General features: G+C 54.9%; 21 protein-coding genes and 1 pseudogene. 6 read left to right on the top strand and 16 right to left on the bottom strand.

Annotated features, from left to right (window positions below; translation table 11 throughout):
• Positions 1-160: 160 nt before the first annotated feature.
• Genes E5E97_RS15985 through E5E97_RS15995 form a run of 3 tightly spaced genes read right to left on the bottom strand, consistent with a single transcriptional unit; the run spans position 161 to position 2,220 of the window.
• Positions 161-514, bottom strand: coding sequence for a hypothetical protein (locus E5E97_RS15985; RefSeq protein ID WP_171280547.1), 354 nt, complete (start codon positions 512-514; stop codon positions 161-163).
• 34 nt (positions 515-548) lie between these two features.
• A complete protein-coding gene (locus E5E97_RS15990; RefSeq protein ID WP_171280548.1) occupies positions 549-1,997 on the bottom strand; it encodes a replication initiation factor domain-containing protein in 1,449 nt (482 codons plus the stop codon).
• Positions 1,984-2,220, bottom strand: coding sequence for a hypothetical protein (locus tag E5E97_RS15995; protein ID WP_171280549.1), 237 nt, complete (start codon positions 2,218-2,220; stop codon positions 1,984-1,986). The genes E5E97_RS15990 and E5E97_RS15995 overlap by 14 nt, the downstream gene beginning before the upstream one ends.
• A gap of 130 nt (positions 2,221-2,350) precedes the next feature.
• Here E5E97_RS15995 and E5E97_RS16000 point away from each other — a divergent pair, with 130 nt between their 5' ends.
• A complete protein-coding gene (locus tag E5E97_RS16000) occupies positions 2,351-2,677 on the top strand; it encodes a helix-turn-helix domain-containing protein (RefSeq protein ID WP_139397662.1) in 327 nt (108 codons plus the stop codon).
• Between the two features lie 210 nt (positions 2,678-2,887).
• Here the strand turns inward: E5E97_RS16000 and E5E97_RS16005 are convergent, their stop codons facing one another.
• On the bottom strand, positions 2,888-3,109 hold the full coding sequence (locus E5E97_RS16005; RefSeq protein WP_171280543.1) for a hypothetical protein: 222 nt from the start codon (positions 3,107-3,109) through the stop codon (positions 2,888-2,890).
• A gap of 139 nt (positions 3,110-3,248) precedes the next feature.
• On the opposite strand from E5E97_RS16005, the gene E5E97_RS16010 reads away from it, so the two are divergent.
• Entirely contained in the window at positions 3,249-3,470 is a 222-nt protein-coding gene (locus E5E97_RS16010) for a hypothetical protein (protein WP_171280544.1), read from the top strand.
• Positions 3,471-3,481: 11 nt separating this feature from the next.
• On the opposite strand, the gene E5E97_RS16015 is transcribed toward E5E97_RS16010, so the two are convergent.
• The 7 genes from E5E97_RS16015 to E5E97_RS16045 all read right to left on the bottom strand — a co-directional run bounded on the left by E5E97_RS16015 (position 3,482) and on the right by E5E97_RS16045 (position 8,504).
• Positions 3,482-3,736 carry a hypothetical protein gene (locus E5E97_RS16015; RefSeq protein ID WP_171280545.1) on the bottom strand — a complete coding sequence of 85 codons (255 nt, stop codon included), beginning with the start codon at positions 3,734-3,736 and terminating at the stop codon, positions 3,482-3,484.
• A gap of 513 nt (positions 3,737-4,249) precedes the next feature.
• Positions 4,250-5,452, bottom strand: coding sequence for a zonular occludens toxin family protein (locus E5E97_RS16020; protein WP_171280546.1), 1,203 nt, complete (start codon positions 5,450-5,452; stop codon positions 4,250-4,252).
• A 3-nt stretch (positions 5,453-5,455) separates the two neighbouring features.
• A complete protein-coding gene (locus tag E5E97_RS16025; protein ID WP_139397650.1) occupies positions 5,456-5,770 on the bottom strand; it encodes a DUF2523 family protein in 315 nt (104 codons plus the stop codon).
• Positions 5,771-5,773: 3 nt separating this feature from the next.
• Positions 5,774-7,135, bottom strand: coding sequence for a hypothetical protein (locus E5E97_RS16030; protein ID WP_253265090.1), 1,362 nt, complete (start codon positions 7,133-7,135; stop codon positions 5,774-5,776).
• A 116-nt stretch (positions 7,136-7,251) separates the two neighbouring features.
• Positions 7,252-7,464, bottom strand: a complete 213-nt coding sequence (gene aerA, locus E5E97_RS16035; RefSeq protein ID WP_029303045.1) for a flexible pilin — start codon at positions 7,462-7,464, stop codon at positions 7,252-7,254.
• 304 nt (positions 7,465-7,768) lie between these two features.
• A complete protein-coding gene (locus E5E97_RS16040; protein ID WP_171280547.1) occupies positions 7,769-8,122 on the bottom strand; it encodes a hypothetical protein in 354 nt (117 codons plus the stop codon).
• A 34-nt stretch (positions 8,123-8,156) separates the two neighbouring features.
• Entirely contained in the window at positions 8,157-8,504 is a 348-nt protein-coding gene (locus E5E97_RS16045; protein ID WP_216368120.1) for a hypothetical protein, read from the bottom strand.
• Between the two features lie 126 nt (positions 8,505-8,630).
• Between E5E97_RS16045 and istA the strand changes: the two genes are divergently transcribed.
• The gene (gene istA / locus E5E97_RS16050; RefSeq protein ID WP_001274811.1) at positions 8,631-10,172 is read left to right on the top strand and encodes an IS21-like element ISAs29 family transposase; all 1,542 of its coding nucleotides are present in this window, start codon (positions 8,631-8,633) and stop codon (positions 10,170-10,172) included.
• A gap of 14 nt (positions 10,173-10,186) precedes the next feature.
• Entirely contained in the window at positions 10,187-10,942 is a 756-nt protein-coding gene (gene istB, locus E5E97_RS16055) for an IS21-like element ISAs29 family helper ATPase IstB (protein WP_000194037.1), read from the top strand.
• 21 nt (positions 10,943-10,963) lie between these two features.
• On the opposite strand, the gene E5E97_RS16060 is transcribed toward istB, so the two are convergent.
• Together E5E97_RS16060 and E5E97_RS16065 are read right to left on the bottom strand one after the other, a co-directional pair.
• Complete coding sequence (locus tag E5E97_RS16060; RefSeq protein ID WP_253265091.1) at positions 10,964-12,244, bottom strand: replication initiation factor domain-containing protein; 1,281 nt, start codon at positions 12,242-12,244, stop codon at positions 10,964-10,966.
• Complete coding sequence (locus tag E5E97_RS16065) at positions 12,210-12,446, bottom strand: hypothetical protein (protein ID WP_171280549.1); 237 nt, start codon at positions 12,444-12,446, stop codon at positions 12,210-12,212. Before E5E97_RS16065 ends, E5E97_RS16060 begins: the two co-directional genes overlap by 35 nt.
• A 130-nt stretch (positions 12,447-12,576) precedes the next feature.
• Here E5E97_RS16065 and E5E97_RS16070 point away from each other — a divergent pair, with 130 nt between their 5' ends.
• Positions 12,577-12,903, top strand: coding sequence for a helix-turn-helix domain-containing protein (locus E5E97_RS16070; protein ID WP_139397662.1), 327 nt, complete (start codon positions 12,577-12,579; stop codon positions 12,901-12,903).
• Positions 12,904-13,149: 246 nt separating this feature from the next.
• On the opposite strand, the gene E5E97_RS16075 is transcribed toward E5E97_RS16070, so the two are convergent.
• A complete protein-coding gene (locus E5E97_RS16075; protein ID WP_118881241.1) occupies positions 13,150-14,436 on the bottom strand; it encodes a site-specific integrase in 1,287 nt (428 codons plus the stop codon).
• A gap of 278 nt (positions 14,437-14,714) precedes the next feature.
• Complete coding sequence (locus tag E5E97_RS16080; protein WP_118881240.1) at positions 14,715-15,029, bottom strand: YebG family protein; 315 nt, start codon at positions 15,027-15,029, stop codon at positions 14,715-14,717.
• Positions 15,030-15,202: 173 nt separating this feature from the next.
• Between E5E97_RS16080 and E5E97_RS16085 the strand changes: the two genes are divergently transcribed.
• Positions 15,203-16,099 (top strand): triacylglycerol lipase, encoded by an 897-nt coding sequence (locus E5E97_RS16085; protein ID WP_162901939.1) that lies wholly within the window; start codon positions 15,203-15,205, stop codon positions 16,097-16,099.
• Positions 16,100-16,147: 48 nt separating this feature from the next.
• Here E5E97_RS16085 and E5E97_RS16090 read toward each other — a convergent pair.
• Positions 16,148-17,940 (bottom strand): annotated as a pseudogene (locus E5E97_RS16090) (SDR family oxidoreductase).
• Between the last annotated feature and the right edge of the window lie 93 nt (positions 17,941-18,033).

Consider the following 18,033-nt stretch of genomic DNA (forward strand, 5'->3'; position numbering starts at 1 on the left):
TTTAATGTGCTCTTGAGAAGTCAAGAGCACGTAAGAGCATGTTTCCGGCGGGGCCTGTTTTACGTACCCTTCGGAAGTTAAATCAACGCAGATCATTTATTTGGTGCCCTCGTCGTCGCTCGCTGCACGTCTTCGCTCCTCCTCCTCAGGCACCGGGTTATTACGGTTTTTTCTGGAGAGAGCCGAATTCGTCCTGTTTGGCCCCGCCTTCAATCTCGAAGCCAGCCACGATATTTCGGGCCGGGTTGCGTGGGTCAGCTTCCAGCAGCAGGGTGATGGGCTGAAGCTTGGGACAGTCAGCGATATTAGCCAGAATGATCGGGTCATTCTTGAGGGGCATTTCCTTGGCCTCAAAGCCCCAGTTATTGATTTGGCACTCGGGCATATCAATATTGGTGGCAGGCACCAAGAATTGCACGTTGGCAAAATCATACGGCTTAGGGCTCGCACCTTTGCGGGAAATACCTTTGCCATGGGTCACACACAGCACCATTACGCCAGTAATTTTCGACATATCTTTACTCTCCACTTGGATTATTAATGCCCGTTCAGTTGGGCTCGAAAAGCGGTATTTCGTCTAACTCTGGTGGCAGCGGCATCAGCAGCCGCACCGGTACATCATCAGGGCCTAAATGCCCAATTAATTGACGCACAATGGAATCGCTCGCCAATCCTTCGACATTCTTTAGATAGTTGACCAGACGACCTGCCATTCTGGACATATTGGTCACAGCATTATCGCGGCAAGTCTTGAATTTGTTCTTAAACGTGGTTATCCGTACCGGCTCGGTTACTTCTTTGACCAATTCATCCAGCCACTTGGCAAATTGCGGATACATGCCCGCGAAATAAGGGTCTGGGTTTATCAGCACATCCAGCGGAATAACGCGGTCTTTACTGTGTAGCTCGCCTTCGGCGCGCACCCAGTCGGGATATTCGGCAGACTCCATCTGCTTGCCCTTCTCATAAATGCGACCACATTTGCCATTAGCGCGAGAGCCGATATAGAAGGAACAGCCAGAAGACGCGATCATGCCAAAGCGCTTGGCCATGGCATTGTGAACCTCGGGAATAAACTCCCCAGCTTGAATGGCCATCCACTTGGGAGCCATACCGCGAGCCGGGTGAAAATGGCCTAATTCCGCCGCTTCGACCGCTCGCAGATAAGATATAACCGAGCCTGAGTAATCATCCAGCGCGAGGTCAACTCGAGTAATACGGAGCCCAGGCACCACAGAAATGACACGGTAAAGAGCGTCAAAGTCCAATCCATCACATCCGGCTCCAGTGAAGGAAACCATGCAGCCGTGGTTGGCAGCTCCCCAAGCCACAAGGCCACAAGCAATTCCATCGATAAGAATGTCACCACTATAGCTGTAGCCGTGCAGACCCCCGCGACGATGGCGGACGGTAAAGCGAGGCGCAGGGATCGGTACACCAATCTGGTAATTGAGCTCTTCAAAGAAAATCTCCAGTTCGCCACAACATAGGGCATCGAGAAACTGCACTCCGTAGCAGTGGATCAAGTCGTTATAGGCGTCCCAATACTTGCCGTCCGGGTTGACCTCAAATTCAGAGAAATCAAGCAGGCTGGCGCAGACGGCCTTGAGTTCGCGGTGGATATCGGCGCGAGCGGTGTACTTAGAGGCCAATACCGTCTCCATGGCTTGAGTCATGGAAGGCGTGACCACGGCAGGCACATCCTGCTCGACTTCGACATAAAGCGGCTCTGGATAGGCCGCAGACCGTAAACGTTGCTCGGTTGCTTGGGCTCGGGTTTGCGGTGCCGGCTCTACCGGTGCCGGCCGGCGATAAATCAGGCCATTGGCAGCAGGCGCAGGCATGGCAGCAGCCAAAACAGAGGACTTGATATCAAAGCGCGGAATGGCCTTGAGCAAAGCGCCCTGCTTTGCCAGCTCAGTGATACGTTTGAGCGGCTCGGGAGTGAAGGTGAACGACAGAAAGTCGATTTTGGTTTTCGGGTTATGACCAGTCATCGAAAAAGACTCCTTGGTCATAGAACCCGCGCCATGTGTCCGCGGTCACTTCGACCGGCACAAAGTCAAAATCGGGGTAAGTCAGTGAGAGATAACGGCATAGCTCGGCGAGGTCGCGGAAGAACTCAACCTGACCAGCCACGCAAGCGGAGATGTCGCCAGTTGGCTCATCCTGCCAATACACATTGCGCTCTGGCTTAACAACGGCTGAAAAAGTGGTCATTCCCTGCCCCTATGAGGTACTGCGCTAAGTGCGCACCCATACAACTCGATGTGGGCAAGCATACAACCGAGTCCGCACGTATGCAACTAGGTGATGTAAAATCAGCAGGCATACACCAAGAGGCCGCGAAATGACGCATATAGGCGACAATATAAAACGCATACGTAAGCAGGCAGGACTAAGCCAACAAGACTTGGCCGAAAAATGCGGCATATCGAAGTCGCAACTGTCCCGGCTGGAAAGTGGTGAGCAGGAAAACCCGCTGATAAAGACGATCATCCCTATCGCTACCGCGCTAGGGGTGTCACTTGATGAAATTGTTTATGGGGAAACCACAGAGACAATGACGTACCTGTCCAAGGCCATCGAAGAGCTGCCAGAAGAGGACAAGGTTGCCATCAGAAAACTGATCAGGGGATGGATGCTCATCACCCACACGGAGAAGCTAGGCGACTGACCGCCGCCTGGCCTCGCATAACACGGGTTATATTAAACATTCTCGGGCGTCTGGATGATGCCAGCGAGCTGTCCCACATCCCTCCTACCTCTAAGCCCCCTGCCCCGCTCGATTGTGGCAGGGGGCCTAGTGTTCAACATAACCACTGTTCACATTATGCGCGGTCAGGCTTAGGGGCATGACAAAGGGGCCAGAGGCCCCTTGATTGCTTTATGCGCCATTGCGATACCGTGATGGCATGAGCAGTGCTGATTGTGGCTTGTCATCAGCGGTCGCCAAGCGCAAAGACTTTGGATTCAACTCAACCGTATGAAGGTCATCACCCACCTTGTACGAACACACGATCGAATCCGGTCTCACAACCTGAACTATCATGATCGCCCGCGAAAGCCCTTCGGCAATCACTTCAGTACCATATTCAAAATCAACCATTTTCTAAGCCTTATCCCAAGAGTGAGTCCCATTGTAACATGGCGGCCTGGACAAAATGTCAGCACTCAGATGCCCCCAACCAAAACAGGCCATCCGAAGTGGTAAAATTGCAATACATAAACAAAGAAGGAATTGCTCGATGGTCGACATGCTGTCTAAGTATGCCAAGTATGTGTTTTCCAACAAAAAAGAAGGTTTCATATTGCTAGCGCAATGGGGCCTGGCTGCCACCCTCGCTTATCTCGCACCTAAATGGGAAGTTCACCCGATCATCGCAGCAATGGCTTTGGCTTCGACAATGGTGCTAATCCTTGTCCAGAGGATTGGCGAGATGTTCAAAAAACTTATCGCCGATAAATAGGTTTATCGGCATCAACTGAGATTGGCCAGCTTGGCGGCCTTTGCCGCCTTGCACCGAGCTATCCGCTTGGCACGTGCCCGTTGCTCTGACCAATCAGTAACCCAAGCAAGCCCCATCAGCAGACAGCCAAACAAAACCGGAGCGGTTATGAACGCCACAGCGAAATAACAAACCGTCAGCATATCATCGGAGAGATCCCCGCTAAGGATGAGGCGGACGAATCCATACAGCATGGCGAGCATAAACACAGGAACAAAGATTGGCACCAGGTACCCTCCCCCAACAACATCAGATAAGCGGATTTGATCATTGCCGATCCTGGGAGTCAATTGCACAAGTAAGAGATAACAGCCCTGCGGGCTGGGCTTTCAAAGAAGCGTGCCCAGGGTTTGGCATCGGTGGAAGAATTCCCCCCGTATTACTACCCGGGGGGCTTGGCAGCCAAGCAACCCCAAAGCCACACAGAAAGCCCCAAAACAAGCTGACGCTGTGAGAGCGGCTTGTCTACGACAGGAGGCCAAGGAAGGCGCTAACCGTGCCCCATAGCCTTCGGCTGGGCACTGGAACTGGGGCAGTAAAGACCGGTTTTGCAGGAAAGGGGGTGATCCGGGCTCGGGGCCAGATGGGCGTGTTTCGCCGGGAGACGTCAGGAGGCTAAATCAACGGACGGGAGCGGCTTATAGGGGCTCCCGCCCCTGTTCACTGGCGCAATTGGAGCCGCAATTTAACATAAACATTCGCGTCACGCGGTCGCATGTATTTATGTCCGGGTATCATTTTCATGACTGGTCATCACTGGGTTTCCCTGTATTTTTGACCCCGGCAAAGAGGCCCGCATTGTATTTCCGGCGCAAGGTATCGCCTTCCGGGTCGCAATATACGTCCACAGGCTGCCCCTGATACTTCACCACCGCATGGCATGCACTCATTGGATCCACCCTAGCCAGTTCATCGGGCCAATCGTCCGCATCGAGCGGCTGCACGTTATCCCCTTTGCGCAGCGAAAAACAATATTGGACCCGGTACTCTCCCCGCTGATCCTTTATCAGGATATGGCAGCTGATAATCAGCTGATGGCCCGCAAACGGCCCTATAGCAAGGACACCAGCAGCAGACGCAGCAGGAGCGCCACTAGGACGTACATCAGAAGGGGCCGAACTACCCACCTCCCCAGCAGCCGGAGCAGCGGCAGAAGTGGTTTCAGCGGCCTTAGCGGGAGCATCAATATATTCAGGCTTGATGAAACCAAAAAATAAACAGAGTCCCCACACCGCCAGAAAAAACAATACTTTAGGGTCTCGTAATACCGAGCTACCCGCAATTGTATCCGAGACTTTACCGGTTGTAGTCGAGTCATAAAGCTTGAAAACATACTTGGGCACCTTATTGAACGGCTTGGCTTGCAGCACATCGGACATGGATGAGCCGGAGTTATCTGACAGGTGAAGGACGGTCTTATACCGGCCGCCTATCCCCAATATCGCCATATTGGTATGGCGAATCGCGGTCTCTGCGGCAGCCCGGATAACCTGATGCACCTTCTTGATATTTGGCGTGGTAAACACGAAATCCCAGTTATGGTGCCGGTGCATATCGAAGGCCACATCAATGGTTTCCGGCCTGCCATCTTCCTTGGCCACATCAGGCCCACCGGGATAATCGAGCCGATCTAAATCACTCTGACGCCACGCTGGCGGAAACACCCGCTGCACTTCATCGACCAGGAAGAAAGCGCCCTTGGGTGCCCAGTGGTAAAAGCGGGCCAACTTATCGCGCCCCTCTTGGGATTCCGTCTCGATATAGGTCACTTCGAATTCGTCAGGCACCTCCTTGCCCAGCACCTCCTTGCAACGCTCAGCCGTGAATCCGCGCACGTTGGTGATGATGTGGCGGCCCGCCTTGATGGCTGGCAGAACATCGGTATGAATGGCCCCTGACGACTTGTAAGAGCCCGGCGCACCGTGATGGATTTTGATAGACATGGATCACCACCCAAACATATTCAGCAAAAAGCGAGCAATAAAAGCCTGAGTTATTATCGAAATGCCCTTATCAAGGCGTAGATATAAAAGAATCCCTTTCATTTCCGCAGGCAGATTATTAAATGAAGCCGATATCAAATCGCTGAATTGCAAATTAATTAAAATTTGTTTGGCAACATCCCATGAAAAAGTGAGCAGGAATATTTTGAACTCCACCCACTGAATAGCCAACTTAATACTTATCCACGCTGCAAACTGCACCGCGAGTTGATATATGTCGCTGAAAAATCCATTAAACAAATCACCCAACCACTCCATATATCACCTCTTAGCCACTATCATCAGTGCGATAAAGTAAAAGATAAACATCAAGATGGCCGCCAACATCTCCCAATAGCCCCCGGCATCCGGGCAGATGGAATAAGAATGACCGAACATCGAAAACATATCAAAACACTTTGGCACCCCTGCTGACCCACTAAAGCTATAACGGAATGCATCAGCCATTTCTGTTTTTATTCCGTCATAAGTATTAGTAAGCTGACTCTTGGTTTCTTTGTATTTATTATTGATGGTTTCCAAGTCAAAAAAACACTCAGCCCCACCCTTACAAAGATTTGAGCTATATTCGGCACCGGCGACATGCAGCGGATTTTCACCAGAGCCGGGCATTTTAGAATAATCAATCCCCTGCCCTTCGCCACCACTACCCGTACCGCCCGAACCATCACCGCCACCTGTACCGCCATTTTTTAATGACTCAGCAATGGCCTTAATATTGCGATTCATTTCAATGCTGTTATTTCGCAAATCTTGCGCAGTATTCCAATAAAAATTATTAAAAGTGCTATTCAACTCGTGAGTGCTATCTTTAATACTGGAAACATCCCACTGATAACCCCTAACCAAATCATAAAAGTTTGCACCTATATGTGTTTGGGCAAAGTCAGGGCCGAATGTATTAGCGTTAATTTGCTTTAATTCGTTATATATTTTTTCAGCTTGAGCAGAATCACCAACACCAGAAGAGCCAGAACCAGAACCAGAACCAGAAGAGCCCATCTTTGAATTTATTGACTGCAATAAATCGTTGGACGCATTAATGCGCCCCAGAATTTCATTTGTAGCATTTTTAGATTGATAAATATCGTTAGCCATTCTATCCAAATGATAGAGGCTTGTTTTCATATCGCGATAAAGTGACTCAGCACTGTGAGCAATAGAATTAATATTATTTGAATCCTGCTTAGTACCATCTATCAGCTGATGAAGAGCCGAACCAAGGTTTTTATTTAGCTTGGCAACAGAACCAGAAACAGACGTCCCTGTCGCGTCACCAATGACCGGCTGAAAGAAATCCCAACCATTCACCACACCACCGCCATTCCCTTCATCTGGTGTATTGCCGCTGCCGTCAGAATCGCCGTTCCCGCTGCCGTTGGAGTCAGACCAGCTACAGGTGGTCCCTGTCGTCTCGACCGGCCCCTTGGTATTCGCCAAGGGAAGCTCGACACACACACCCTTGCAGTTAACAAGGCAGCCGCCATGCTCAGAACCTTCAAACTTGAGGCAGACCGGCAAGCGCGTAGCCATGGTGACGTTGCCCAGCTGCACCCCAACCGGACAGCCCCCAATGGCGAAGGCCAGCGAAGGAAACAGCAGTAAAAACAGACCAATGCGCACACTACCTCCCAATAAAAAAGGCGACCGGAGCCGCCTTTGTGTCATATCGAAAACGATGCCCTGTAGCCTTCAACAAAGAACAGGAACCACAGCGTCCCGATGAGCAAAGACATGGCTTAGGCTTTGCGCATCATGTTGATCAGGATGCCGACACCGACCACAGTCGCCACCACCATCATGACCTTGGGCGCGGTGATAGTGACGTCTGACTGGGCAGAGTCCAGGGCTTTACCGGCAGCCTCAGCGATGCCACCTTCGGCATGAGCGGCACCCATAGCAGCGACAGAACCAACCAGAGCAATACAACCGTTACGGAAGAAATTAGGCATTTTCGTTTATCCTCTTTTTGCACCAACAATTAACCGGGCAATAGCGCCCACTTTTAAACCCAAAGCCCACAATACAATCCCAGAGCTAAAGGCAATTCCCACAATCGATATATCGAACTGAAACCAGTTGGATATATCGGTGAGTTTAATGTGCTCTTGAGAAGTCAAGAGCACGTAAGAGCATGTTTCCGGCGGGGCCTGTTTTACGTACCCTTCGGAAGTTAAATCAACGCAGATCATTTATTTGGTGCCCTCGTCGTCGCTCGCTGCACGTCTTCGCTCCTCCTCCTCAGGCACCGGGTTATTACGGTTTTTTCTGGAGAGAGCCGAATTCGTCCTGTTTGGCCCCGCCTTCAATCTCGAAGCCAGCCACGATATTTCGGGCCGGGTTGCGTGGGTCAGCTTCCAGCAGCAGGGTGATGGGCTGAAGCTTGGGACAGTCAGCGATATTAGCCAGAATGATCGGGTCATTCTTGAGGGGCATTTCCTTGGCCTCAAAGCCCCAGTTATTGATTTGGCACTCGGGCATATCAATATTGGTGGCAGGCACCAAGAATTGCACGTTGGCAAAATCATACGGCTTAGGGCTCGCACCTTTGCGGGAAATACCTTTGCCATGGGTCACACACAGCACCATTACGCCAGTAATTTTCGACATATCTTTACTCTCCACTTGGATTATTAATGCCCGTTCAGTTGGGCTCGAAAAGCGGTATTTCGTCTAACTCTGGTGGCAGCGGCATCAGCAGCCGCACCGGTACATCATCAGGGCCTAAATGCCCAATTAATTGACGCACAATGGAATCGCTCGCCAATCCTTCGACATTCTTTAGATAGTTGACCAGACGACCTGCCATTCTGGACATATTGGTCACAGCATTATCGCGGCAAGTCTTGAATTTGTTCTTAAACGTGGTTATCCGTACCGGCTCGGTTACTTCTTTGTGCATATTCCGGCCGATCATGAACACCAATTCCGATTCAACGTGAACACCATTTCCGGACCAATGTGAACGCTCATTCCGGTTCAACCTGAACACTTCGCCCCTCCTTTCCGGAAACAGTGTTCAACATCCCGGAATCACTGTTCACATTCACCGGAATCATCCTTAACGCATTGATTTAAAAACCTTTGATACGCTCTCCCTTTTGCCAGGGAAGAGCCTATGTCTGCCAAGAGGATTGCAATGCGTAAAATTCGTGAAGTACTGCGACTGCGGCTGGAAGCTGACCTCTCTGTTCGCCAAATCAGTATCTGTACCAAGGTCAGTGTCGGCTCCATCCAGAAACTCCTCAAAAGTGCCCAGGCGCTCGGCCTTACCTGGCCCTTACCTACCGAGCTTGATGATGGCCGACTGGCTGCCCTGTTCTATCCGCAGGCCGATACCACCATCTCGGCCCGCCATGTTGTGCCGGATTGGCCCTCTGTCCATCAGGAGCTCAAGCGCAAGGGGGTCTCCAAACAGCTGCTCTGGGAGGAGTACACCCAGCGCTATCCCAATAGCTGTTACAGCTACTCCCAGTTCTGTGACCGTTACAAGTCCTGGTGTCAGTTGCAAAAGCGCTCCATGCGCCAGATCCACAAGGCGGGGGAAAAGCTCTTTATCGACTACTGCGGGCCCACGGTGCCCATCGTGTCGCCGACTACGGGTGAGGTCCGTCAGGCACAAGTCTTTGTCGCCGTGCTCGGTGCGTCCAACTACACCTTTGCCGAGGCCACCTGGTCACAGTCACTGCCGGACTGGCTGCAAAGCCATGTCCGTGCCTTTGAGTTTTTCGGCGGGACACCGGCACTGCTGATCCCCGACAACCTCAAGAGCGGTGTCAGCAAGGCTTGCCGATACGATCCCGAGCTCAACCCCAGCTACCAGCAGTTGGCCGAGCACTATCAGGTGGCGGTGATGCCAGCTCGTCCTTACAAGCCCAAGGACAAGGCCAAGGCGGAGGTGGGTGTGCAGATCGTCGAGCGCTGGATCCTGGCCCGTCTACGCCATCAGACCTTCTTCTCGCTTGCCGAACTCAACCAGTGCATCCGTGCCTTGCTGAACGAACTCAACGAGCGTCCGTTCAAGCAACTGCCCGGTAACCGACGTGACGCATTTGAGCAGTTGGACCGCCCGGCACTGGGACCACTGCCGGTGCATCCCTATCGCTATGTCGCCATCAAAACGGTCAAGGTCAACATCGACTATCACGTCAGTTATGAGCAGCACCATTACTCGGTGCCGCACCAGTATGTGGGTCAGCAACTGGAGCTCCATGCAGGCGACACACTGCTTCAGGTCTATCACCAGCAACAGCTGGTCGCGAGCCATCCACGTAAAACCATCCCGGGGATGAGCACGCTCCCTGAGCACATGCCGGAACGTCACAGCAAGCAGCAACGCTGGACCCCAGGGCGTCTTAAACAGTGGGCTGCTGACATCGGACCGAGCACCTTGTGCTGGGTTAGCGAACGGTTGGAAGAGAAAGCCCATGCCGAGCAGGCATACCGACTCTGCCTGGGGCTGCTGAGTCTTAGCCGGGAGTATCCGCCATCACGGGTTGAAGCCTGTTGCCAGTTGGCCAACCGGGAAGGTCTGGTGCGACTCAAACAGCTCAAGTCGGTGCTGACCAGTGGCCGCGACCAACTGCCCGCAAGCCCGCTGAGCTACCCAGAGTTACCGCAAGAGCACGAGAACATCCGTGGCCCCCAGAGCTTCCACTAAAGAGGATACGTCCCATGACCCAACAAACGCTGACCCGCTTGAGACACCTGAAACTGACCGGCATGGCGGATGCCGTGCAACAACAACTGGAACAGGCAAGTACCTACGAAGGGCTGCCCTTCATCGAGCGGCTAAGCCTGCTGGTCGAACACGAACAACTGAGCCGGGAGCAGCGTAAACAAGCTCGGCTGGTCAAGCAGGCGAGGCTCAAACTCCAGGCCACGGTGCAAGAGGTGGACTACCAGTCTGCACGCAACCTGGAGCGGTCACAGGTGGCAAACCTGGCCCAAGGAGAGTGGCTGCGCCGGGGCCAGAACCTGCTCATTACCGGCCCCTGTGGCTGCGGAAAAACCTACCTAGCCTGTGCGCTGGGCTACCAAGCCTGTCAGCAGGGGCACAGCACTCGTTACTACCGGCTGCCGCGTCTGCTACTTGAGCTGAGCCAGGCCAAGGTAGATGGCAGTTACGCCAGACTGCTGGGTCAACTGGCAAGGATAGAGCTGCTGATCCTGGATGACTGGGGACTGGAAGCGGTGAATGCCGAGCAGCGCAACGCCCTGCTGGAGATCATGGATGATCGGTACGGGAAATACTCGACGGTCGTGGTCAGTCAGCTGCCAACGGAAGAGTGGTACGCGAGCTTGGGGGACAACACTCTGGCAGATGCGATCCTGGACCGGCTGATGCACAACGCTCACCGGCTGTCACTGAAGGGAGAATCGATGAGAAAGAGGAGAAGTGAGTTGACCCAATCTGAACACTCGAGTTAGAAACGGGGTGACGTGAGCGCGTTAAGGATCAGGGTGTTCACGTTGGCCGGAATGGCTGTTCAACTTCGCCGGAATACGCACTTTGACCAATTCATCCAGCCACTTGGCAAATTGCGGATACATGCCCGCGAAATAAGGGTCTGGGTTTATCAGCACATCCAGCGGAATAACGCGGTCTTTACTGTGTAGCTCGCCTTCGGCGCGCACCCAGTCGGGATATTCGGCAGACTCCATCTGCTTGCCCTTCTCATAAATGCGACCACATTTGCCATTAGCGCGAGAGCCGATATAGAAGGAACAGCCAGAAGACGCGATCATGCCAAAGCGCTTGGCCATGGCATTGTGAACCTCGGGAATAAACTCCCCAGCTTGAATGGCCATCCACTTGGGAGCCATACCGCGAGCCGGGTGAAAATGGCCTAATTCCGCCGCTTCGACCGCTCGCAGATAAGATATAACCGAGCCTGAGTAATCATCCAGCGCGAGGTCAACTCGAGTAATACGGAGCCCAGGCACCACAGAAATGACACGGTAAAGAGCGTCAAAGTCCAATCCATCACATCCGGCTCCAGTGAAGGAAACCATGCAGCCGTGGTTGGCAGCTCCCCAAGCCACAAGGCCACAAGCAATTCCATCGATAAGAATGTCACCACTATAGCTGTAGCCGTGCAGACCCCCGCGACGATGGCGGACGGTAAAGCGAGGCGCAGGGATCGGTACACCAATCTGGTAATTGAGCTCTTCAAAGAAAATCTCCAGTTCGCCACAACATAGGGCATCGAGAAACTGCACTCCGTAGCAGTGGATCAAGTCGTTATAGGCGTCCCAATACTTGCCGTCCGGGTTGACCTCAAATTCAGAGAAATCAAGCAGGCTGGCGCAGACGGCCTTGAGTTCGCGGTGGATATCGGCGCGAGCGGTGTACTTAGAGGCCAATACCGTCTCCATGGCTTGAGTCATGGAAGGCGTGACCACGGCAGGCACATCCTGCTCGACTTCGACATAAAGCGGCTCTGGATAGGCCGCAGACCGTAAACGTTGCTCGGTTGCTTGGGCTCGGGTTTGCGGTGCCGGCTCTACCGGTGCCGGCCGGCGATAAATCAGGCCATTGGCAGCAGGCGCAGGCATGGCAGCAGCCAAAACAGAGGACTTGATATCAAAGCGCGGAATGGCCTTGAGCAAAGCGCCCTGCTTTGCCAGCTCAGTGATACGTTTGAGCGGCTCGGGAGTGAAGGTGAACGACAGAAAGTCGATTTTGGTTTTCGGGTTATGACCAGTCATCGAAAAAGACTCCTTGGTCATAGAACCCGCGCCATGTGTCCGCGGTCACTTCGACCGGCACAAAGTCAAAATCGGGGTAAGTCAGTGAGAGATAACGGCATAGCTCGGCGAGGTCGCGGAAGAACTCAACCTGACCAGCCACGCAAGCGGAGATGTCGCCAGTTGGCTCATCCTGCCAATACACATTGCGCTCTGGCTTAACAACGGCTGAAAAAGTGGTCATTCCCTGCCCCTATGAGGTACTGCGCTAAGTGCGCACCCATACAACTCGATGTGGGCAAGCATACAACCGAGTCCGCACGTATGCAACTAGGTGATGTAAAATCAGCAGGCATACACCAAGAGGCCGCGAAATGACGCATATAGGCGACAATATAAAACGCATACGTAAGCAGGCAGGACTAAGCCAACAAGACTTGGCCGAAAAATGCGGCATATCGAAGTCGCAACTGTCCCGGCTGGAAAGTGGTGAGCAGGAAAACCCGCTGATAAAGACGATCATCCCTATCGCTACCGCGCTAGGGGTGTCACTTGATGAAATTGTTTATGGGGAAACCACAGAGACAATGACGTACCTGTCCAAGGCCATCGAAGAGCTGCCAGAAGAGGACAAGGTTGCCATCAGAAAACTGATCAGGGGATGGATGCTCATCACCCACACGGAGAAGCTAGGCGACTGACCGCCGCCTGGCCTCGCATAACACGGGTTATATTAAACATTCTCGGGCGTCTGGATGATGCCAGCGAGCTGTCCCACATCCCTCCTACCTCTAAGCCCCCTGCCCCGCTCGATTGTGGCAGGGGGCCTAGTGTTCAACATAACCACTGTTCACATTATGCGCGGTGCTGGGTTGTGGAAGAATCCGGAATGATGTCGGTTAAAAAACGCTGGTCATTACAGCCATGCTCCTGAACTTCTCTCTTCGTTATCTCTCATTGTCGTGCAACCGATCCAGCGGTTTGTGATTGGCACTTTCGTGGCGCTCGCTGTTGCCGGTGTGCAGATACTTTGAGGTGGTGTCGATGCTGTCATGGCCCGCATCGGCCTGCACATGGGATAGCGGCCGCCCGTTGAGATTGATGTCGTGGGTGATGCCGGTATGACGAATGGAGTGTGGTGTCAGGTTGCGCATCTCGGCGCCGTCCTGCACAAACCCATCTTTTTCTGCCAACTCGGCGGCGGCCTGGATGACGCTCATCACCAGGTCACGCAGCTGGCGGATCCCGAGGTTGGCGTTGAGCTCACCTTGTTCCCGGCCATGTGCTGCAGCCTTGTGGCGCACAAACAGCGGAGTCTGCTCATCGGGCGCCGGTAATGGTGAGAGACCGAGAAACGTCCGATAGCGTTTGAGGGCCTCGAGCAAGGCATGGGACACCGCCACGGTGCGGCGCTTGCCACCCTTGCTGCGGGGAATGAAATAGCCCCAGACGCCGGTTTTACCATCGCGGCGAAACTGACCCATGACGGGGGTAAATCCTGGCCTTGCCGCCACTTCCGAGATCCGCAGGTAACAGGCGTACATCAGGCTTATCAGGAAGCGGCTGCGCTCGTGCTGCTCGGGTGATCCGGCCGCCAGCAGGTCGGCAGCCTGCATCACATAGGACCACTGCAGCTCGCTGAAGGCCTGGCCATGGTCGTCCGGCTCCTGCTGCATTGAGCGCTTCACCCGTTGCAGTAACAGCGCCGGGTTGCGGTCCATGTACTCCTCCTGGATCAAGAACTGGAAGAAGGCAGACAGAATGGCGAGCTTGGTCTTCATGGCCTGTTCGCTGAGGCGGTACGGTAGCTCGCGGCCCAGCTCCCGCTTGCCAAGGAAAGGTCGCCATTGGGGATTGGGCAGTCGTTCTCCCCACTCCTTGTCGAGCACGAACTGGGCTACGTTGCGATAGGCAATCAGGGCCGCCGGCGGCGCCTGACAGTAATCGAGATAGCGCATCATGATGCGCCGGGTCAGATCCTTGGGGCTGATGCGCATTTCGCCGAAGCACCAGTGCAAAAACGTAGTCAGCTCACTGCGATAGGTTTTGTAGTTGTTCTCGCTGTTGCGCTGCTCCAGCAGCCAGTCGACGGCGAGCTCGTAGACCAACCCGGCATCGGGCACATCGTTGAGGCTGAGGTTGGCAAGGTATTGATTGACCTGAGGGTTGCCCGCCTCCAGGTAGGCCAGACCATCGAACAGCGGCATGGCGGGTGGAAGTAACATAGTGGTCATGATGATGCTTGTGGATGAGAGACTCGGCTCGGGGCCTGCGTGATGGTGATGCCGATAAATGGGGTTATCGGCACCACGTGGGACTGGAACGTCGATGCTGTGTAGCGAACAGCACCGCTATCAACAGCTGATGCTGCATAGTGTATTTATTCAATGGATATGCACCTTGGTTGGAAAATTCTCGGGGTAAATATCCATGTAAATGCTTTAAAATTCTCATCGATGCATAAATTGAGGCTGTTTTCATGCTGTGACGGGCAGCCTCCCCCGTGTCGTCCTCACGCTACCCGCTTGAGGGATTTGTCTTTTGGTTTGCTCGACTCGCTCTGCTCTTCTTGCGGCTCCGACTTGCCGCTCCCCTGCCCCTTGGCCCCGCGCAGCACGTTTTGCAGCAGATCACGCTGCTCGGCCAGGTAGAAGGCCAGACTCTCTTGCTGATCCGGTTCAAGGCGAACGGGCGCGCCCGCCAGCAAATGCATCAACTCATCGGCAGTGTCCAGCAGCTTGTCATAGGCATCGGCCTCTTTCTTGCTGGCAAAGGTCATCTTCTCCACTCCCCCACGTACCACAACATATTTGATCTCAACGGCCATCGCGGCGTCCTCCTTCTGATAGTGAATACAAGTATATGTATGGATATACAGTATTGCAAATAACCCTATGCAGAAGTGTTTGATTGTCGCGCCGACGGGTGATTGCGCGCCTGTCATCACATTGATGAAAGGGTCATTTGACTTCCATGCCAAACTGGTCGGATGATTAGGCCATGACGATCACAAAGCAACTCCTGATCCTGCTGCTGGTTGAGGTGACGCTCCTTGGGGGCATCGCCCATCTGGTCATCGGCCTCTCGCTGCCGCTCTCCATTCTGTTCGTGGTGGTGGCCCTGTTGGGGCTGCGCACCCTGGTGGTGCTGCTGACCTGGGGCTTTTCCCGCTTCTACCCGGTGCCTGCCATCGGCTGGCGAGAATGGTTGCCCATGGTGGGACGGGAGATAGCCGCTTACCTGCTGACCTTCACCTGGTTGCTGCCGTTCGAACGCTGGCTGATGGCGCCAGACAGGCTGACGCCCTCCCCCCTGCCCCTGCTGCTGATCCACGGTTATGGTTGCAGTCGCGGCATCTGGCGGGTGCAACGAGCCAGACTGGAGTCTGCCGGCCATACGGTAGCGACGGTCACCCTGACCCCTCCTTTCGGCCATCTCGACGACATGGTGCCGCTCTTGGCCAAGCGCATCGACGAGGTGTTGGCCGCCACCGGTGCGTCGCAACTGGTGCTGATCGGTCACAGCATGGGTGGCCTGGTGTGCCGCGACTATCTGGCGGTGGCGGGCGGTGACAAGGTGGCCCAGCTCATCACCCTGGCCACCCCCCATCAGGGCAGCCAACTGGCGACCCTGGGGCTGGGCGACAATGCCCGCGAGATGGAGCCCGGCTCCGGCTGGCTGCAGCGCTTTGCCGCCGTGCCGCTCTGCGTGCCCGGGGTCTCGGTGCGCACCAGCCACGACAACTTCGTGCTGCCCCAGTCCCGCCAACGGCTGGATGGCATGGAGGACGTGGAGCTCGCCGCCCTCGGCCATCTCTCCCTGCTCTACTCCCGCCGTACCACGGCCTTGTTGTTGACCCTGCTCTCCCGCCCGCAGCCGCAAATGAAAAGGGCCTGATTGCTCAGGCCCTTTCCGTTTTTGCTACCTCAGTTCGCTGTCGTCCCCCTAGAAGTGGATCCCCTTGATCAGGGTGGAGACCGCCATCTGATCCGCCGAGGCCTTGGACTCGTTGCCCTCCTTAGGGTCAGAGAAGGTGCGGAAGCTGGTGTTCATGATCACCTGGGCCACTCGCGGCGCCAGGGCATGGATCACCTGGCCGAACACCCCGAGCCGGGTAGCCAGTCGCACGTGCTTGTTGATGATGGTGTCGCACACCAGATCGGCGGCCTCTTCCGGGGTCATCATGGGCACCTGCTCATACACCTTGGTGGGCGCTACCATGGGGGTCTTCACCAGCGGCATGTTGATGATGGAGAAGTTGACCCCCTTGTCGGCAAACTCGGAGGCCGCGGTGCGCACCCAGGCATCGAGCGCCGATTTCGAGGCGACGTAGGCGGAGAAGCGCGGCGCATTGGTCAGCACTCCGATGGAGGAGATGTTGATGATGTGGCCCTTCTTCTTCTCGATCATGGTGGGTAGCAGCCCCATGATCACCTTGAGGGTGCCAAAGTAGTTGAGCTGCATGGTGCGTTCGAGATCGTGGAAGCGATCGAAGGAGTCCTCGATGGCGCGGCGGATGGAGCGACCGGCATTGTTGATGAGGATGTCCACCCCGCCATGCTCGGCTACGATCTGGCGGGTGATCGCCTCCCCTTGGGCGAGATCGGCCAGATCCCCCTGATAGACCTGCAGGGTCAGTCCCAGCTCGGCAAACTCGGCCTGGGTCTCGGCAATCTTGTGCTCGTCCCGGGCGATGGTCAGTACCTTGGCCCCCGCCTCGGCCAGCTTTCTTGCCGTGGCCTTGCCGATGCCGGAGGTGGCACCGGTGATCAGCACCACCTTGCCCTCGACCCGGCCGCGCAGGGTACGATCGATGAACAGCTCGGGGTCGAGGTGACGCTCCCAGTAATCCCACAGTCGCCAGGCATAGCTGTGCAGCGGCGGCACTTCGATGCCGGTCCCCTTCAGTACCCGCTGGGTTTCGCGGTTGTCGAAGCGGGTGGGATAGTTGATGAGCCGGAAGATATCCTTGGGCAGCCCCAGATCGGCAATGGCGGCATCGCGAATGCGCCGCACCGGCGTCAGCGCCATCAGCATGGTCATCAGATGGCGGGGAATGAAGCTGAACAGGGCCGCATTGATGCGAATGGCCGGCTCAGGGGCATGGGCGGCAGCATGCGGCGCAGCTTCTGGATGGTCTTGAAGAAGTAGTAGGGGCCGTCCACCTTGTCCATCTCGCCGGTGTTGGCATCACCGACCACGATACCGGGTCGATAGATGCGCCAGGGCAGCGTGCTCTCCTTGCGCACTATTCCTTCGGCTTCGTGCTTGGTCTGGAAATAGGGCATGTCGAGGTGTTCGGCCTCATCGAACATGTCTTCCCGAAACAGGCCGTCGAACAGACCGGCCACCGCGATGGAGCTGCAGTGATGGAAACAGCGGGCCTGGAGCTGCTCGGCCAGTTGCAGGGCCTGACGGGTGCCTTCGGCATTGACCTGCTGCTGAATGCCCGCCTTGGCGTTGAGATCGTAGATGGCGGCGAGATGCAGGAAGTGGTCGACCTTGCCGATGAGGGGCTCCAGCTCGGCACTGCCCACTCCGAGCAGCGGGTGGGTCATGTCGCCGACCACGGGGATGGCGCGATCAGCCTCAACCCCCCAGTAGGCCAGCAGATCGGGTACCCGATCGAGATGGGCGGCACGCATCAAGAAATGCACCCGGCTATTCGGGCGCTGCAGCACTTTTTTAATCAGCCGGCGACCGATAAAGCCGCTGCCCCCCGTGATGAAATAGTCCATGGTATTTATATCCCTTACTGATTGGGTTGTTAGTTGCTGTTAGATATATCACGATTTAACGCAAAATATTCATTCGAATATCATTCTTCGTGA

Origin of the sequence: Aeromonas sp. 2692-1 (assembly GCF_013085505.1) — a bacterium.
GTDB lineage: Bacteria > Pseudomonadota > Gammaproteobacteria > Enterobacterales > Aeromonadaceae > Aeromonas > Aeromonas hydrophila.